Origin of the sequence: Abyssibacter profundi (assembly GCF_003151135.1) — a bacterium.
GTDB classification, from domain to species: Bacteria; Pseudomonadota; Gammaproteobacteria; order Nevskiales; family OUC007; genus Abyssibacter; species Abyssibacter profundi.
Genome location: NZ_QEQK01000004.1, coordinates 93925 through 109282, shown reverse-complemented (window position 1 = coordinate 109282; position 15358 = coordinate 93925). Strand labels below are relative to the sequence as shown.

Genomic DNA, 15358 nt, shown 5'->3' with positions numbered 1-15358 from the left:
GGACATCAGCAGGTGGAAGTCCAGACCCTCATCACGCCCCGCTGGCTTGTGCCGGTGCAGCCCATGGCTGTACTGGAAGGCCATGGAGTCGCCATCGACAACGGCCGGATCACGGCGATTGTGCCGCCGGACGCGCTGAGCTCGATTCAAGCCGCCGAGCGGATCGACCTGCCGCAGCACGTGCTGATGCCCGGCCTGGTCAACACCCATACCCACGCGGCCATGAGCCTGATGCGTGGCATGGCTGACGATTTGCCGTTGCAAACTTGGCTGGAGCAGCACATCTGGCCCACCGAAGCCCGTTTTGCATCGGAAGCCTTCGTTCATGACGGCACCCAATTGGCCATGCTGGAAATGCTGCGCGGCGGAACCACCTGCTTCGCCGACATGTATTTCTTCCCGGATGCAGTCGCCAGGGCTGTCGATGCCGCAGGTTTGCGCGCGGTGGTCGGGATGATACTGATCGACTTCCCCACAGCCTGGGCCGCTGACGCCGATGAATATCTGGCCAAGGGACTGGCCGTGCAGGACGCCACCCGTGATATGCCACTGGTGAGCACGATGTTCGCCCCTCACGCACCCTACACGGTGTCGGATGCCCCGCTGCAGCGGGTGCGCACCCTGTCTGACGAGCTCGATCGTCCGGTGCAAATGCATGTGCACGAGACCGCTTTTGAGGTGCAGCAGGCGCAGGACCAGTCAGGCAGCCGACCGCTGGCTCGACTGGACGCCCTGGGCCTGCTGAAGCCCGGCTTTATGGCCGTCCACATGACCGCGCTAACCGATGATGAGATCGAGCTATGTGGTCGTCGAGGCGTGTCCGTGGTGCATTGCCCCGAATCCAACATGAAACTGGCCAGCGGACAGTGCCGGGTGTCCGACCTGCTCGCAGCCGGTGTGAACGTCGCCCTGGGGACGGATGGGGCGGCCAGCAATAACGACCTGGACATGTTCGGTGAAATGCGCTCCGCCGCGATGCTCGCAAAACTGACACAGGGTCAGGCAACCGCCTTTTCTGCCGCCGAGGCGCTGCACGCCGCCACGTTAGGCGGTGCACGGGCGCTGGGCCTTGACCATGAAATCGGCTCGATCGAGCCCGGTAAATCGGCAGATCTAACCGCGATTGCCCTGGACCATCCCGCGACCTGGCCAGTCCATCAGCCGCTGTCGCAATTGGTTTACGCGGCGGGCCGTGACCAGGTCACCGACTGCTGGATTGCAGGACAGCAGCTGCTGCAGGCCGGCCGCGTCCAGGGGATGGATGAGCAGCAGATCATGGAACGCGCGGCCCAATGGGCTGAGCGCATGCAGGAGCCCGCATGACCACGAATGCCGATCAGGCGGAACTCGACCGCTTCAACGCCCTGGCGCAACGCTGGTGGGACCCCCAGGGGCCGATGGCGCCCCTGCACGCGATCACCCCGTTGCGCATGGACTATGTGCAGCAGACCCGTCCGGTGCGAGGCCTGCGCGTCGCCGATATCGGTTGCGGGGGCGGACTCATGGCTGAGGCAATGACGCGGGCGGGCGCCCAGGTCACTGCCATCGATTTGTCGTCCGACCTCCTCGGAGCGGCCCGGCTACATGCCGAGGACGCCGGTCTGGACATCGACTACCGAGACACCAGCGCGGAAGCGCTGGCTGCGGAGCTGCCGGGCGCCTTCGACCTGATCACCTGCTTTGAAATGCTGGAGCATGTCCCCGCCCCCGCCGCCATCGTCCAGGCTTGCCGGCAATTGGCGCGGCCCGATGGCGAGGTGTTGTTCTCCACCATCAACCGGAACGCCAAGGCCTTCGCCTTCGCGATTGTGGGCGCCGAATACGTGCTGGGCCTGGTGCCCCGGGGGACTCATCAATACGAAAAGCTGATACGCCCGGCAGAACTGGCCGGCTGGTGCCGGACGAACCGATTGGAAGTCCAGCAAATGACCGGGCTGGTCTACAACCCCCTGACACAGGTTTACCGCCTGCACGACAGCGATGTCAGCGTGAACTATTTCATGCGGACCCGGCCGGCTGAATGAACGCCATGGACGTCATGCTGTTCGATCTCGACGGCACGCTGCTGGACACAGCAACGGACCTGCACCGCGCCCTGGTACGTCTACTCACCGAACATGATCGGCCGCCCATCGCCTTGGAACAGACACGCCGCCATGTGTCCCGCGGTGCCCGCGGTCTGGTCCGCCTGGCCTTTGGCGATGTCCCCAATGAAGCCATGCTGACGAGCCGCTTGGTGGACCTCTATCAGCAAGACATTGCGGCACACAGCCGGGCATTCGATGGCATGGTCGAGGTGCTCGACGCGCTACGGTCAGGCGGGCATCGCTGGGGCATCGTGACGAACAAGCTGGAAGCGCTGGCCAGACGCGTGGTCCAGGAGTGCGCCGACGCGGAGCAACTCACCGACGCATCCGTGCTGATCGGCGGAGACACCGCAGGTGAGCGCAAGCCCCATCCAGCTCCGCTGCTGCTGGCCGCCGATCAACTGGATGCGCCGGTCGACCGGATTGTTTACGTCGGTGACGCACCCACGGACATCGCGGCCGGCCAGCGAGCCGGCATGCAAACCGTGGCCGTCGGCTGGGGTTATGTGCCCGAAGACGAAGCCGGTTACGAGCACTGGCCCGCCGACCACCATGCCGCGACGCCGCGCGACCTCCTCTCCCTGCTCGACAGACTCTGACACCATGAACAACCTGAACGACGCACCCGTCTGGCTCATCACCGGCGCGGGGAGCGGTCTGGGCCGTGCCACCGCCATACAAGCCGCCTCCCGAGGTGTCCGCGTGGTCCTGGCCGGACGCAGCCGCCGCCGGCTGGAAGACGCCGCCACTGCGGTGGCCGACCAGTCCGCAATGGAACCCGCCGTCCTCCCCCTAAACCTTGCCGGTGCCACCATGGACGATTATGCGCAGGTGGCCAGCATGCTTGAGGAGTCCATGGGTCGACTGGACGCCGTGATCCACTGCGCGGCGCAGTTCACCGGCCTGACGCCGCTGCATGAACTGAAACCGGAAGATATGGCGACCATCCTTCATGTCAACGTCACCGCGCCTTGGCTACTCACGCGGGCATTGCTGCCACTGCTGAACCGGCGGCCAAGCACGGTCATCTGGGTTGACGACGCCGATGCACGACGCTCCAACGCGTTCTGGGGCGCTTACGGGCTGTCCAAAGCGGCGCTGCATAAGTTGCAGGACAGCTGGGCCCAGGAGTTGGACGCCACTTCGACCGTCCGCATGCGATTGTTTGGCCCGCCGCCGATGTTTACCGCCCTGCGTCGACTGGCCTTCCCTGCCCTGGAGCCCAGCGACCTCGCTGCACCCGATCAGGTGGCCGACCAACTCGCTCATTTTGTTCAGGAAACACTGAACAATCCGAGACCATAAACAGTGGCCATTGACCGCTGATTTTTTCACGTCAACGGCTCCCGAGCGGGTGAAAGGTCTGTTAACGTACCGCTGCAAGTGACTCAACCCAAAGGAATTGGGGATGAATGGGGACAAACCCACCAGCATTCTGGTCGTGGATGACGATGAAGACATTACGGCCTTCATCTACGGACAACTCGAACCGCAGGGCTTCGTGCTCGATTCAGCCGGCACCGGCGAACTCGGGCTGAAGCTCGCACTGGAGAATGAATACGACGTCATCATTCTCGACCTGATGTTGCCGGGCCTCAACGGCCTGGAGGTTTGCCGCGCGTTACGCGAGCGCAGCGAGCGCTACACGCCAGTATTGATGCTGACTGCCCGTGGCGCCGTCGAGAACAAGATCGAAGGGTTCGCTGCCGGTGCGGACGACTACCTGGCCAAGCCGTTTTCGATTCTGGAACTCGATGCACGCGTCAAGGCCCTGGTCCGTCGCTCGGCGGCCCCGGCGTCCAAGCGCCTCCAGATTGCCGACCTAAGCCTCGACCTGGGGACGCTGGAAGTCACCCGGGCCGACCAGCGCATCGAGCTGGCCCCGATCCATATCCGCATTCTGACGCTGTTGATGCAGCGGTCGCCTGATGTGGTCTCACGATCTGCGCTGGAGTCTGTGGTCTGGGGCGATGATCCGCCTGACTCTGATGCGCTGCGCGTGCACATCTACACGCTGCGCAATGCGATCGACCGTCCCTTCGACAAGCCGCTGCTGCATACCGTGCCGAAAATGGGCTATCGCCTGGCCAGTATCGAAGACCCCGCGTAAGAACAGCCGGGCTGCAAGGGACAACCACGGCAGTCCGGTTTTGGCCGACAGTTGCGCTGGCCGTGAATCACGACGAGCGCATGCGCCTGGCGACAGCGCTCGACGTCATGGTCACATGCGGCTAGCCATTGCCGAGCCAGTGCCTGATCACCGTTATCGCCATCTGTTCGACCAGCTAAGCGCTGCTGCAGTCGACGCAGATACGCATCCACCACAAAAACAGGCCGATTAAAGCCGTAGAGCAAAATGGCATCCGCGGTTTCAGGTCCGACGCCTGACTGACCAAGCAAAGCGCCCCGCAGATCCGGTGTTGTCCAACGGCTTAGCGCCGGGTAACCACCCTGCGCCTGCCACCAGCCAGCGATCCGACGCAGACGCGCCGATTTCTGGTGGTTGAACCCAGACGGTCGTATCAGTTCGGCCAAGCGCTGCAAATCGACGTCGGCAAGTAACTCGGGACGCAGTAGCGACTGCGCCCGTAGCGCGGCCAACGACTGCTCCACCTGCACCCAGCGTGTCTGCTGAACGAGCAGGGCTCCAATCACAACCTTGAAGGTATGCGCCGCAGGCCACCAAGCCTGCTGCCTGCCGTACCGCGCCGCGAGGCGCCGCAATGCCTGCTGGGGCTTCAGCGCGGCTTGGTGGGTTTGGTGTCGGGACCTTTCAAACCGACAAGCTCACGCAACGCCTGCACCTCTTCGCCCGTGGCCAGCCGACTTCCGCCCGCTCGGATGGATTTATCGGCGACCAGCGGGCCAAAACGGGTTCGGATGAGGCGACTGACCTGCAGGCCCTGACTTTCCCAGAGCCTGCGTACCAGCCGGTTTCGGCCTTCATGAACGGTCACATGAAACCACTGGTTGTCCCCGGTTGCGCCCCCGATCTCCAAGGCGTCAAAGCGGGCCATGCCATCGTCCAGCTCGACGCCAGACCGCAAGGCCTTGAGCTGAGCCTCCGTGACCTGCCCGAACACACGCACCGAGTATTGTCGCGGAATTCGGTACTCCGGGCGCATGAGTCGCTGGGCCAACTCGCCATCCGTGGTGAAGGCCAACACGCCGGACGTGGCGACATCAAGACGACCAACCGCCACCCAGCGCCCCCGCCCAGGCCGCGGCAGATTGGCGAAGACGGTTTCTCGCCCCTGCGGATCACTTCGCGTGACGATCTGACCGCTGGGCTTACGGTAAATAAGCACCTGACAAGGCACCTCGGCGGCGACACGCATGGCGATTCTGCGGCCATCAACCTGAATCTGATCGGCCGGCGTCACCGGTTGGCCCAGGGCCGCCACTTCACCGTTGACACGCACCCGCCCTTCACGCACCCAGCGCTCGATCTCACGCCGAGATCCCAGGCCGGCGCGCGACAGAAACTTATGTATGCGCTCTCCACGACTCATGTTGGCAACCTCTGAGGCTGATCTGCCGGCGACGCGTCAGCGCCCGGCTCCTCTGCGTCTTCAGGATGAGCATCCGCGATAGCCGGCGCCGCCGCTGATTCGGAGGTCGATGCGGACGCATCCCCCTCCTCGTCTGCCGCATCGTCGGCGGGGGGCTTGAATGTCGGGTCCAGCCGCGCCAGCGCGGCATGCAGGGCATCGAGATCCTTGATCTCCGGCAGTGCCGGGAGCTGGTCCAGCGACTTGAGATTGTAGTCGTCGAGAAACTGTCGGGTGGTGCCCAGCAAGACCGGACGACCCGGCACCTCCCGATGACCCAGCTCTCGCACCCAGCCGCGCTCCAGCAGCGTGCGCACGATGTTGGCCGACAGCGAGACCCCACGAATTTCTTCGATCTCGCCACGGGTAATCGGCTGGCGATAACAGATAATGGCCAATGTCTCGAGCAGCGCACGGGAATACCGCTGCGGTTTCTCGCGCCAGAGACGGGCCACCCAGGGTGCATAGCGTTCACGCACCTGCAGCCGCCAGCCGCTGGCAACCTCGACCAGTTCGATGGCGCTGTCCTGGCGCTGATTGGCAATCAGATCCAGGGCCGCACGCAGTTCCGAGCGCGAGGGTGCCGCCTCTTGGTCAAACACCGCCTGTAGCCGCTCGAAGGACAGCGGTTGATCGCTTGCCAGCAGGACCGCCTCAAGTATTCGTGCCAGCTCTTCCGGGGCGCGCGACTCCGCGCTTTGGTCGGCCGCGTGACTCATGCTGCCTCCATGGGACCGGCCAGACGGATGAGCGGCAATGCATCCATATCAGGCTGATGGACTTCGATCATCGAGGTCCGTGCCAACTCAAGCACGGCGAGAAAACACACCACCACACCGGCGCGCCCCTCGCTGAAATCGACCAAACCGGAAAATGGCCTGGCGACCCGGTCCTTGAGCAGTTCGATCACCCGCCCCATCCGCTCGCGCACGCTAAGCGGCTCCCTGGCCACCTCATGACTGGCGAATAACTCGGCACGCTGGAGCACATCACGCAAGGATTCCAGCAATTCCTGAAGGCTGGGCTGAGGGGGCTCAGCCTGCACCTCGATGCGATCCGGCCGTGCCCCGGCACTCCAGAATTCGCGACCGTGGCGCGGCATGGCATCCAGTTGCTCGGCCGCCTGCTTGAACCGCTCGTACTCCTGCAGGCGCTGAACCAACCCTGCACGGGGGTCCTCTTCCTCATCCTCAACACTGGCCGGCCGGGGCAGCAGCAATCTTGATTTGATCTCGGCCAACATCGCCGCCATCACCAGATACTCGGCCGCCAGCTCGAATCGCATGTGCTGCATCAGGCGAATGTAATCCATGTACTGCGTGGTGATCTGGCAGACCGGGATGTCGAGAATGTCGATGTTCTGACGGCGGATTAGATAAAGCAGCAAATCCAGGGGGCCTTCAAAGGTCTCCAGAAAGACCTCCAAGGCATCCGGCGGGATGTACAAATCCTTGGGCAGCGCGGCCAGCGGCTGCCCATGGACCTTGACGGTCCAGTCCTGTGGATTGGCGACCGCCGTCTCGCTCACGCAGCCACCAGACCAATCACATCCCTCGCTCGGTTCAGCGTGTCGGAGGCGCGATCCGAAGCGGCCTCGGCACCTCGACGCAGCACTTCGGTCAACCGGGCCTGATCCTGCCGCAGTTCGGCGTAGCGGGCCTGAATGGGCTCCAACTCGGCCAATAGCGCATCGGCCACGTCCTGCTTGAACTGGCCGTAACCCAGGCCGGCATAGTCCCGCTCGATCTGATCAAAGGGCTTGCCGGTCACGGCAGACAAGATGCTCATGAGATTGGACACACCCGGCTTGTTCTCGATGTCGAAGCGCACCTCGGCCTCGGAGTCCGTCACGGCTCGCTTGATCTTCTTGACGATGCGCTTGGGCTCGTCCAGCAAAGTGATGTAGTTCGACTCGACCGAGTCGGACTTCGACATCTTCGCGGTCGGCTCTTGCAGGCTCATGATGCGCGCGCCAACCTCGGGTATATACGGCTCGGGCACCTTGAACACGTCGCCATACAACGCGTTGAAGCGCTGTGCGACATCACGTGTCAGCTCAAGATGCTGCTTCTGGTCGTGCCCGACCGGCACCAGATCGGTCTGGTACAGCAAGATATCCGCGACCATGAGCACCGGGTAGTTCAGCAACCCGGCGTTGATGTTGGCCTCATGTTTCTTGGACTTGTCCTTGAACTGGGTCATGCGGTTGAGCTCACCCACGTAGGTGTAGCAGTTCAGCAACCAGGCCAGTTCGGAGTGCGCCGGCACATGTGACTGGACAAATAGCGTGTTGCGGTCCGGATCCAGGCCACAGGCCATGTACAGACACAGGAACTGGTAGCACCGCTCACGCAGTGCAGCGGGGTCTTGGCGCACGGTGATGGAATGCAGGTCGACCAGCATGAACAGGGTGTCATAGTCATCCTGCTTCTGCGCCCAGTTTCGGATCGCACCAAGATAATTGCCCAGGGTGAGATGGCCGGAGGGCTGGATGCCCGACAGCATGACAGGTCGTTGCGTACTCACAGAGATATTCCCAGCATTTGAAAGATGAGGTTGCGCAGGCCATCCATGGGCGGGCCAATCAGCACACCCAGGACACCCGTGGCCAGCAGCACAACAAGAATGACCAGCCCATACGGCTCGATCTTCATGTACTGCGCTGCCGTATCACGCGGCAGCAACGAGGCGGCGACCCGGCTGCCATCCAGCGGCGGAATCGGCAGCAGGTTCAGCACCATCAGCACCAGGTTGATGAGGACGCCTGCAAAGCACATATAGGCCACGCCCTGTATCCAGGGGGCCTGCGTTCCGGTGGTCATTGCCCATTTCAGGCCCAGGGCCCAGCCAATGGCCATGACCAGGTTCGACAGCGGGCCGGCGACCGCCACCACCGCCATGCCTCGGCGGGGGTCCTTGAATCGCAGCGCATTAACCGGCACCGGCTTGGCCCAGCCAAAAATTAGCCCTCCAGCGCCCAACAAGGCTCCACCCAGCAGCATCAAACCGGGTACCAGCAAGGTCCCCACCGGGTCGATGTGCTTAACGGGGTTCAGCGTTAGCCGGCCCAAGCGGCTCGCGGTGTCGTCCCCCAATGCACGGGCGACAAAGCCGTGAGCAGCCTCATGGACGGTCACCGCAAACACCACTGGCAGAGCCCAGATCGCCAGCAGCTGGATGAAGTTAAAGTCGTTCATCGAAGAATTATAGGCCCAGGGCCGCAAGCGCCCCCTGCCCCTCGCGCAGTACCTCGGGCAAGTCTCCGCTGAGATCGACGATGGTCGTGGGGTCGATACTGCAGGCACCACCATCGACGATGACATCCACCTCACGATCCAGCCGATCCAGCACATCATCGGGATCGGACAGCGGCAGATCATCGCCGGGGAGCAAGGCCGTACAGGTCAACAGCGGCTCGCCCAACACTTCAAGCAGGTGCTGACAGATCGTGTTGTCCGGGATACGAATGCCGACGGTTTTACGCTTGGCATCCTGCAGGCGCCTCGGCGTTTCATGCGTGGCCTTGAGCACGAAGGTATAGGGGCCAGGCGTGGCCCCGCGAATCATCCGATACTGCTGATTGTCGACCTTGGCGTAGGTCGATATCTCGGATAAATCCCGACACATCAGCGTCATGTGGTGCTTGTCATCGAAGCCGCGCAGGCGTCGAATCCGTGTCATCGCCTGCTTGTCACCGATGTGACATCCCAGCGCATAGGACGAATCGGTGGGATACGCGATCACCGCACCTGCGTGGAGCTGATCGACCACCTGGAGCACCAGTCGCCGCTGCGGATCGACCGGATGAATTGCGACGTGCTGTGCCATGGCTTCGGGTCTGCTGGCCTCGGGCCGCAGTACAGGCTGAAAGAAGACGCGGCCGTTATACTGTGCCGCATGAAAACTTTGATGGATTGGTTGCCGGCGCTGGCCTTCGTGGCCGCTTACGTAGTTTACGACATCTATGTCGCCACAGCGGTGCTCATTGCCACGCTGTTCGCGGCGGTGGCCGTCCACCGGCTGCGCACTGGCGAATGGCATAAGACAAACGCGATTGCGGCAATCATCGCCCTGCTACTTGGCGGGCTGACGTTGTGGATACGCGACCCGATGTTCATCAAGCTCAAGCCAACCGCCGTCTATGCCATCTTCGCAGTGGTATTGGCAGGTAGCCACTTCGTCGGGGACAAGCCGCTCATGGCCCGTATCCCGCCCAGCATGATCGACCTGCCCGACTGGCTCTGGTCCCGGATCAATGCCGCCTGGGCCGTGTTCTTTCTGCTCTGCGCCGTTGTGAACGTCCCCATCGCCTTCTACCTGCCGGAATCAACCTGGGTCATGATCAAAACCTTCGGCTACACCGGTGCGTCCTTCCTGTTCCTACTGGCTCACCTGCCCTTTATTGCGCCTTATCTACCCAAGGAGGAGGAAGCGCAGTCATGATGCCGTTCGTGATCTTTGCCCAGGACGCAGCAGACTCGCTGAAAGCACGCGCGGCAGCACGCCCGGCCCACCTCGAGCGGCTGGACCGGCTGCAGGCCGAAGGCCGTCTGCACCTTGCGGGCCCACTGCCCGTGGCCGAACACCCGGACGCCGCTGCAGCCGGCTACCACGGCAGCCTGATCGTCGCCGATTTCGAATCCCTGGACGCCGCGCGCAGATGGGCGGCAGCCGACCCCTACCGCGAGGCGGGTGTCTACAGCGACGTCACCATCTACCCCTTCAAAGCCGTTTATCCTCGATGAAGTCAGCTGAAGACCGCATTGCCGAGATTCGTACCCGTCTTGAATCCGCGTTCGACCCCTACGAACTGGCCATTCAGGATGACAGCCACCTGCATGTGGGCCACGCCGGGGCACGTAGTGGCAAAGGCCACTTCACGGTCCGGATTCGCGCCTCCTCATTCGAGGGCCAGGCACCGTTGGCGCGCCATCGCGCGGTATACGCAGCACTGGGGCAGTTGATGGATACGGATATACACGCCCTGGCCATCGACGCCGCACCCTAACCAGACGGTCGTCGGGTGTCACGCAGCCGTCGGCGCTGCCACCAGCCCAGCCATTCCAATAGACACCAGGCGCTGACCAGCCAGCGCAGCGCACCGGCGTGCCGGCGCAGCCAGCGGGCTATCACCGCCTGGGGATGCCCTTTGTAGACCGCCTTGACCACGCCCAGCAGTGGATGGGAGCGCAGGGCATGACGTCCGCCATGCGCCAGCCAATCGATGCCCTGCCTGCCTTTTCGTGATGCACGGATCAGCCATTCATCGCCTCTTGGCCCCCATTGCTTCATCAGCCGCAGACTGCGGCGCCCACCCAGTTCCAGCGCGAATGCGCCGCCTCCACCCCGGCGGGTCAGGCGCAGGGCCAGCGCAAGCTCGGAGGGGTGATCCATGAACCGCAGCAGCCGCAGGGCCGTGGCCGGGTCCGTCTGGCGCGCAAGCTGCTGGGTCTGCCGGGCGACTGCGGACAAGCGCCGCAGACCGTCGGGCTGCTGGGCCATTCGCCGTAAACGTTGACCCATGCGCTCGCCCAGCACCGCTTGCCTTCGGGCGAGCTTGAGCAAGGCCGCACCCCCATCCACGGCGGGCGCCACGGTGAGCCCAAGGCCCAGGGCTGACAGCGCGATGATCACCGGATCGGTTGGCTCACCCTTGATCTGCCGTACCCCCTGAATCAGCAGATCGCGGATGTCTCCAAACACGAACAGGTCGGAGACCAGGGCGCCCAATAACGCGGGCGTGGACTCGCCCCGCCCCGTCCAAGCCCCATCCAGCGTCTGCGTGAGCAGGTAGGCCGACGACTCGCTGCGCAGCTCCAGCTGCTGCCGATAAACAGCCATCGCCTCCCCAGACATCACACCGGCGTCATCCGCGGCGTTTAGAATGGTGGCCGCCTCCGAAAGCCGTCCAGCTTCGAAAGCCTGCCGGTAGGCCGTCTCAAACGGATAGTCCGGCAAACTCGCCAGCGTCTGATCCCATTGCTCGGTCGACAGGTAGGACCAGCAGGCCACCGCGAGCCCTGCGGCCGCGAACAATCGAAGGGCGCGCCAGCACCGGATTACCACTCGCCTTCACCCATCAAACGCTGCACACTCAATGATATGAATCGACTTTACTCTGCAGCCTTTGGGCTTGCTGCGCTTTGCTATGCCTGCTCGGCGGTGTCGGCGGATGCACCCAGAGACCCGCTCTGGGAGGTCGGCTTTGCCGCCGCCGGCTCCACGTTTCCCGACTATCGCGGTGCCGAGCAGTACAGTGTTTTCGGACTTCCCGCTCCCTACGCAGTCTATCGTGGCGAACGCTTTCGCTTAAGCCGCGAGGGCGCCAGCGCTTCGCTCTTCGAAGAACTCAATGCGGAGTTGTCTCTGTCGCTGGCCACCTCGCTACCTGGCGATGCCGACGACAACCCCAATCGGGAAGACATGCCCGATATCGATGCGACGTTCGAAATCGGACCATCACTGGATTTCGTCTTGCAACGTGAGCCCGGCGGCTGGACGCATCGCCTACGCATCCCGGCACGGGCGGTCATGGCCACCGATTTGCAAAGTGTGAGCAGCATCGGCTGGCTACTGCACCCCAACCTGGAAGCATCGCGCAACTGGCTGGCAGGCAGCACCGCCTGGGGATTGACGCTATCGGTCGGCCCGTTGTTCGCCACCGAGAAATACCACGATTATTTCTATGACGTGCAACCCCAGTTCGCACGTCTCGATCGGCCCGCCTACGATGCCGGCGGCGGATACTCCGGCGCGCGCGCCAATGTGATCCTGACCTGGCGCCGCGGCGACACGCGGATCGGCACCTTCATGCTGTACGACAATCTGTCGGGTGCCACGTTCGCAGATAGCCCGCTCGTCGATACCGAGCATTCGCTGATCATTGGCGTTGGCATCGCCCGACGGATCTGGCGCAGCGAGCGCCTCGCCCCGGAGTCCCCTGTGCGCGAACCCCCGCCGCCTGCCCGCCACGATCGTCGCGATCACTCGCCGGGTCGGTAGCCAGGCCCCTCAGCCACCGGTCAGCAAGGCCTCCAGCTCGGCTTGGTCGATTATCGCAACACCCAGGCTCCGTGCCTTCTCGAGCTTGGAGCCCGGATCGGCTCCGGCAACCAGGTAATCCGTCTTTTTTGAAACGCTGCTGGTGACCTTGCCCCCGGCCTGCTGAATTCGAGCTTTCGCCTCGTCGCGGCTCAGACCATCCAGCGCCCCTGTGACCACGAAGGTTTTGCCCGCCAGGGGTTGGGCCTGGCCCGTGTCCTCAGGTGGCTCCACCGCCGGCCAGCGCACCCCACGTTCGCGCAAGGCCTCGATCACACGACGGTTGTCGGGCTGATCGAAAAAGCTGCGCACGTGCCGAGCGACGATGGGGCCGACATCCGGCACGGCCAGCAGATCCGCTTCCTCGGCCTGCATCAGCGGGTCCAGATCGCCGAAGGCTGCAGCCAGAGCCGCCGCGGTCACCTCGCCTACTTCTCGAATGCCCAGCGCAAAGATAAGCCGGGCCAGCTCGGTCTCCCGCGCCCGCTCCAGCGCCGCAACCAGATTGGCAGCAGACTTGGCACCCATGCGATCCAGTCCGGCCAGTTCCTCTGCAGTCAGCGTGAACAGGTCCGCTGGCGACTGCACACGGCCGTTGGCAACCAGTTGCTGGATGAGCTTGTCGCCCAGCCCATCGACATCCATTGCGCGCCGGGACACAAAGTGTCGCAATGCCGCCTCGCGCTGCGCCGAGCAAACCAGCCCACCCGAGCAGCGGACCACCGCCTCACCCTCGGCGCGAACCGCTGCCGACCCGCAGACCGGGCACTGGTCTGGCGCTTGGACGGGCCGGACATCATCATCACGCGCATCGGGCAGCACCCGCGCCACCTCGGGAATGACATCGCCTGCCCGGCGCACGACCACGCGGTCTCCGATCCGCACATCCTTGCGCTCGATCTCGTCCATGTTGTGCAGCGTCGCGTTCGAGACCGTAACGCCACCCACAAACACCGGCTCCAGACGCGCGACCGGCGTCAGCGCACCCGTGCGACCGACCTGGAATTCCACATCGAGCAGCCGGGTACTCGCCTCTTCTGCCGGAAACTTGTGGGCGATGGCCCAGCGCGGCGCGCGTGCCACCTGCCCTAGCTCTGCTCTCAGGGCGAGCGAGTCCACCTTGTACACCACGCCGTCGATTTCATAGGGCAATTCGGGCCGCTGCGTCTGGAGCTGCTGATAACGCGCCAGACAGCCGTCCACCGAATCCACCACGGTATTGAGATCGGAGACAGGCAATCCCCAGCTGCGCAACTGTTCGAGCACCTCGGCATGCGTCTCGGGGAGTTCCCCGCTTTCCATGGCGCCAAGCGCATAACACACCAGGTCCAGCGGCCGCTGCGCCGTCATGGCAGGATCGAGCTGACGCAGCGCGCCGGCGGCGGCATTACGGGGATTGACGAAGGTCTTCGCGCCCTCGGCCTCCAGGCGCCGATTCATGGCGTGGAAGCCCTCCAGCGGCAGATAGATCTCGCCTCGGATCTCCACCAAGGTCGGTGCCTCGCCCTGTAAGCGCAGGGGCACCCGGCGAATGGTGCGCACATTCGCCGTCACGTCTTCGCCCGTCCGACCGTCGCCTCGGGTAGCCGCCTGGACCAACCGCCCGTTCTCGTAGGTTAACGAGACGGCCAGGCCATCCATCTTCGGCTCGACGACGTAGCGCAGCGATGCCACGTCGGTACGCTCACGGGCCCGCCGATCGAAATCCCGAACCTCTTGCTCGTTGAAGGCATTGGCCAGCGACAGCATCGGCAGCCGGTGCTGAATCGGTGCGAACGCCGTGTCCGGCGGTGCTCCGACGCGCTGGGTCGGCGAATCGGACGTGATCAGTTCGGGGTGAGCGGCCTCCAGCGCTTCGAGCTCTCGGTACAGTCGGTCGTAGTCAGCGTCCGGTATCGAAGGCGCGTCGAGCACGTAGTAGCGATACGCATGCGCGTGCAGTTCATCGCGCAGCGTGGCGATCCGCTGCGCCGGATTGCTCATCGTGAACTGGCGATGAGACGCGCATCCCGCTGCAAGGCCTCGATGCGCTCATCGCTCAGCGGTTCGCGCTGATCGTCGAGGATATCGGCCTGCAGCCACTCGGCCAGCTTTCGTGTGGTCCGCAGCATATCGTCCAGCGCCACCTCCGCATGCTCCGGCCCCGGCAGGTTCATGAAAACGACCAGCCCGGGAGTCGAAAAACTCTCGGCTTCCTGCGGATCCAGGTAGCCCGGCTTCGCGATACTGGCCACCGAGAACACCTCCTGGGGCACCCCACCGACCTCCTTGATCCGGTGATAGATGTGACGATGCCCGAACTGCATCTTGAGCACATCCATGGACTGGTGGATGTGGGTCCCCGGAATGAAGGCGTTGTTCCGCTCAACAAGATAGAAGACGACCAGCTTGGGTTCCGGCGCATCGGCCTGGTCATCGGCGGGTTCATCCAGCCCGGGGGCAGAGCGGACCCGCGGTTTGCCAACACCAAACTCGTCGAACTGATCCCCGAAGTTGTCCCAAAGCCCCATCTGGCCCTGCGCATCCTCCGTCTCGGTTGTCTCGGGCTCGTCGAGGTCTCGCCGGCTGTACCAGTACACCAGGCCCACCACAGCGAGTCCGGCCACCAGTAGGGCCCATTGCATTGCGCTCATGCTATTTCCATTGCCTTATTCGGATACGCTTCGATCAGCCGCCATG

At 63.6% G+C, this 15358-nt stretch carries 19 protein-coding genes; 9 read left to right on the top strand and 10 right to left on the bottom strand.

What is annotated here, in order from left to right; genetic code table 11:
• The first annotated feature begins 12 nt into the window (after positions 1-12).
• From DEH80_RS05115 to DEH80_RS05095, 5 genes are all read left to right on the top strand, one after another.
• On the top strand, positions 13-1323 hold the full coding sequence (locus tag DEH80_RS05115; RefSeq protein WP_243412753.1) for a TRZ/ATZ family hydrolase: 1311 nt from the start codon (positions 13-15) through the stop codon (positions 1321-1323).
• On the top strand, positions 1320-2024 hold the full coding sequence (gene ubiG, locus DEH80_RS05110) for a bifunctional 2-polyprenyl-6-hydroxyphenol methylase/3-demethylubiquinol 3-O-methyltransferase UbiG (RefSeq protein ID WP_109719403.1): 705 nt from the start codon (positions 1320-1322) through the stop codon (positions 2022-2024). Before DEH80_RS05115 ends, ubiG begins: the two co-directional genes overlap by 4 nt.
• Positions 2021-2686 (top strand): HAD family hydrolase, encoded by a 666-nt coding sequence (locus DEH80_RS05105; protein WP_109719402.1) that lies wholly within the window; start codon positions 2021-2023, stop codon positions 2684-2686. The genes ubiG and DEH80_RS05105 overlap by 4 nt, the downstream gene beginning before the upstream one ends.
• A gap of 4 nt (positions 2687-2690) precedes the next feature.
• Positions 2691-3392, top strand: a complete 702-nt coding sequence (locus DEH80_RS05100; RefSeq protein ID WP_165831300.1) for an SDR family NAD(P)-dependent oxidoreductase — start codon at positions 2691-2693, stop codon at positions 3390-3392.
• 103 nt (positions 3393-3495) lie between these two features.
• Complete coding sequence (locus DEH80_RS05095) at positions 3496-4197, top strand: response regulator transcription factor (RefSeq protein ID WP_109719400.1); 702 nt, start codon at positions 3496-3498, stop codon at positions 4195-4197.
• On the opposite strand, the gene DEH80_RS05090 is transcribed toward DEH80_RS05095, so the two are convergent.
• From DEH80_RS05090 to DEH80_RS05060, 7 genes are all read right to left on the bottom strand, one after another.
• Positions 4164-4742 (bottom strand): endonuclease III domain-containing protein, encoded by a 579-nt coding sequence (locus DEH80_RS05090; protein WP_165831299.1) that lies wholly within the window; start codon positions 4740-4742, stop codon positions 4164-4166. The two genes, DEH80_RS05095 and DEH80_RS05090, sit on opposite strands and share 34 nt — an antisense overlap.
• An 83-nt stretch (positions 4743-4825) precedes the next feature.
• Positions 4826-5599 (bottom strand): pseudouridine synthase, encoded by a 774-nt coding sequence (locus tag DEH80_RS05085; protein ID WP_109719398.1) that lies wholly within the window; start codon positions 5597-5599, stop codon positions 4826-4828.
• Positions 5596-6357, bottom strand: coding sequence for an SMC-Scp complex subunit ScpB (gene scpB, locus DEH80_RS05080; protein ID WP_109719397.1), 762 nt, complete (start codon positions 6355-6357; stop codon positions 5596-5598). Before scpB ends, DEH80_RS05085 begins: the two co-directional genes overlap by 4 nt.
• The gene (locus tag DEH80_RS05075; RefSeq protein ID WP_109719396.1) at positions 6354-7166 is read right to left on the bottom strand and encodes a segregation and condensation protein A; all 813 of its coding nucleotides are present in this window, start codon (positions 7164-7166) and stop codon (positions 6354-6356) included. The genes scpB and DEH80_RS05075 overlap by 4 nt, the downstream gene beginning before the upstream one ends.
• A complete protein-coding gene (gene trpS, locus DEH80_RS05070) occupies positions 7163-8164 on the bottom strand; it encodes a tryptophan--tRNA ligase (RefSeq protein WP_243412752.1) in 1002 nt (333 codons plus the stop codon). Before trpS ends, DEH80_RS05075 begins: the two co-directional genes overlap by 4 nt.
• Complete coding sequence (locus tag DEH80_RS05065; RefSeq protein WP_109719394.1) at positions 8161-8835, bottom strand: site-2 protease family protein; 675 nt, start codon at positions 8833-8835, stop codon at positions 8161-8163. The genes trpS and DEH80_RS05065 overlap by 4 nt, the downstream gene beginning before the upstream one ends.
• A gap of 7 nt (positions 8836-8842) precedes the next feature.
• Positions 8843-9466, bottom strand: a complete 624-nt coding sequence (locus DEH80_RS05060) for an L-threonylcarbamoyladenylate synthase (protein WP_109719530.1) — start codon at positions 9464-9466, stop codon at positions 8843-8845.
• An 81-nt stretch (positions 9467-9547) separates the two neighbouring features.
• Between DEH80_RS05060 and DEH80_RS05055 the strand changes: the two genes are divergently transcribed.
• The 3 genes from DEH80_RS05055 to DEH80_RS05045 are packed head-to-tail and all read left to right on the top strand — an operon-like array spanning position 9548 to position 10646.
• A complete protein-coding gene (locus DEH80_RS05055) occupies positions 9548-10081 on the top strand; it encodes an inner membrane-spanning protein YciB (protein WP_165831298.1) in 534 nt (177 codons plus the stop codon).
• A complete protein-coding gene (locus DEH80_RS05050) occupies positions 10081-10383 on the top strand; it encodes a YciI family protein (RefSeq protein WP_109719528.1) in 303 nt (100 codons plus the stop codon). Before DEH80_RS05055 ends, DEH80_RS05050 begins: the two co-directional genes overlap by 1 nt.
• On the top strand, positions 10380-10646 hold the full coding sequence (locus DEH80_RS05045; RefSeq protein ID WP_109719393.1) for a BolA family protein: 267 nt from the start codon (positions 10380-10382) through the stop codon (positions 10644-10646). Before DEH80_RS05050 ends, DEH80_RS05045 begins: the two co-directional genes overlap by 4 nt.
• Here DEH80_RS05045 and DEH80_RS05040 read toward each other — a convergent pair.
• On the bottom strand, positions 10643-11650 hold the full coding sequence (locus DEH80_RS05040) for a hypothetical protein (protein ID WP_133249119.1): 1008 nt from the start codon (positions 11648-11650) through the stop codon (positions 10643-10645). The two genes, DEH80_RS05045 and DEH80_RS05040, sit on opposite strands and share 4 nt — an antisense overlap.
• A 90-nt stretch (positions 11651-11740) precedes the next feature.
• Here DEH80_RS05040 and DEH80_RS05035 point away from each other — a divergent pair, with 90 nt between their 5' ends.
• Positions 11741-12640, top strand: coding sequence for a MipA/OmpV family protein (locus DEH80_RS05035; protein WP_109719391.1), 900 nt, complete (start codon positions 11741-11743; stop codon positions 12638-12640).
• A gap of 9 nt (positions 12641-12649) precedes the next feature.
• Here DEH80_RS05035 and ligA read toward each other — a convergent pair whose 3' ends face one another.
• Positions 12650-14662, bottom strand: a complete 2013-nt coding sequence (gene ligA / locus DEH80_RS05030) for an NAD-dependent DNA ligase LigA (RefSeq protein ID WP_109719390.1) — start codon at positions 14660-14662, stop codon at positions 12650-12652.
• Positions 14659-15312 carry a cell division protein ZipA gene (locus DEH80_RS05025; RefSeq protein ID WP_109719389.1) on the bottom strand — a complete coding sequence of 218 codons (654 nt, stop codon included), beginning with the start codon at positions 15310-15312 and terminating at the stop codon, positions 14659-14661. Before DEH80_RS05025 ends, ligA begins: the two co-directional genes overlap by 4 nt.
• Between the last annotated feature and the right edge of the window lie 46 nt (positions 15313-15358).

Coding starts and splice junctions, on each gene's coding strand:
- DEH80_RS05100 (WP_165831300.1), top strand. CDS start 2,691: ATGAACAACCTGAACGACGCACCCGTCTGGCTCATCACCGGCGCGGGG.
- DEH80_RS05065 (WP_109719394.1), bottom strand. CDS start 8,835: ATGAACGACTTTAACTTCATCCAGCTGCTGGCGATCTGGGCTCTGCCA.
- DEH80_RS05050 (WP_109719528.1), top strand. CDS start 10,081: ATGCCGTTCGTGATCTTTGCCCAGGACGCAGCAGACTCGCTGAAAGCA.
- DEH80_RS05055 (WP_165831298.1), top strand. CDS start 9,548: ATGGATTGGTTGCCGGCGCTGGCCTTCGTGGCCGCTTACGTAGTTTAC.
- DEH80_RS05025 (WP_109719389.1), bottom strand. CDS start 15,312: ATGAGCGCAATGCAATGGGCCCTACTGGTGGCCGGACTCGCTGTGGTG.
- ubiG (WP_109719403.1), top strand. CDS start 1,320: ATGACCACGAATGCCGATCAGGCGGAACTCGACCGCTTCAACGCCCTG.
- DEH80_RS05105 (WP_109719402.1), top strand. CDS start 2,021: ATGAACGCCATGGACGTCATGCTGTTCGATCTCGACGGCACGCTGCTG.
- scpB (WP_109719397.1), bottom strand. CDS start 6,357: ATGAGTCACGCGGCCGACCAAAGCGCGGAGTCGCGCGCCCCGGAAGAG.
- DEH80_RS05045 (WP_109719393.1), top strand. CDS start 10,380: ATGAAGTCAGCTGAAGACCGCATTGCCGAGATTCGTACCCGTCTTGAA.
- ligA (WP_109719390.1), bottom strand. CDS start 14,662: ATGAGCAATCCGGCGCAGCGGATCGCCACGCTGCGCGATGAACTGCAC.
- DEH80_RS05095 (WP_109719400.1), top strand. CDS start 3,496: ATGAATGGGGACAAACCCACCAGCATTCTGGTCGTGGATGACGATGAA.
- DEH80_RS05085 (WP_109719398.1), bottom strand. CDS start 5,599: ATGAGTCGTGGAGAGCGCATACATAAGTTTCTGTCGCGCGCCGGCCTG.
- DEH80_RS05060 (WP_109719530.1), bottom strand. CDS start 9,466: ATGGCACAGCACGTCGCAATTCATCCGGTCGATCCGCAGCGGCGACTG.
- DEH80_RS05035 (WP_109719391.1), top strand. CDS start 11,741: ATGAATCGACTTTACTCTGCAGCCTTTGGGCTTGCTGCGCTTTGCTAT.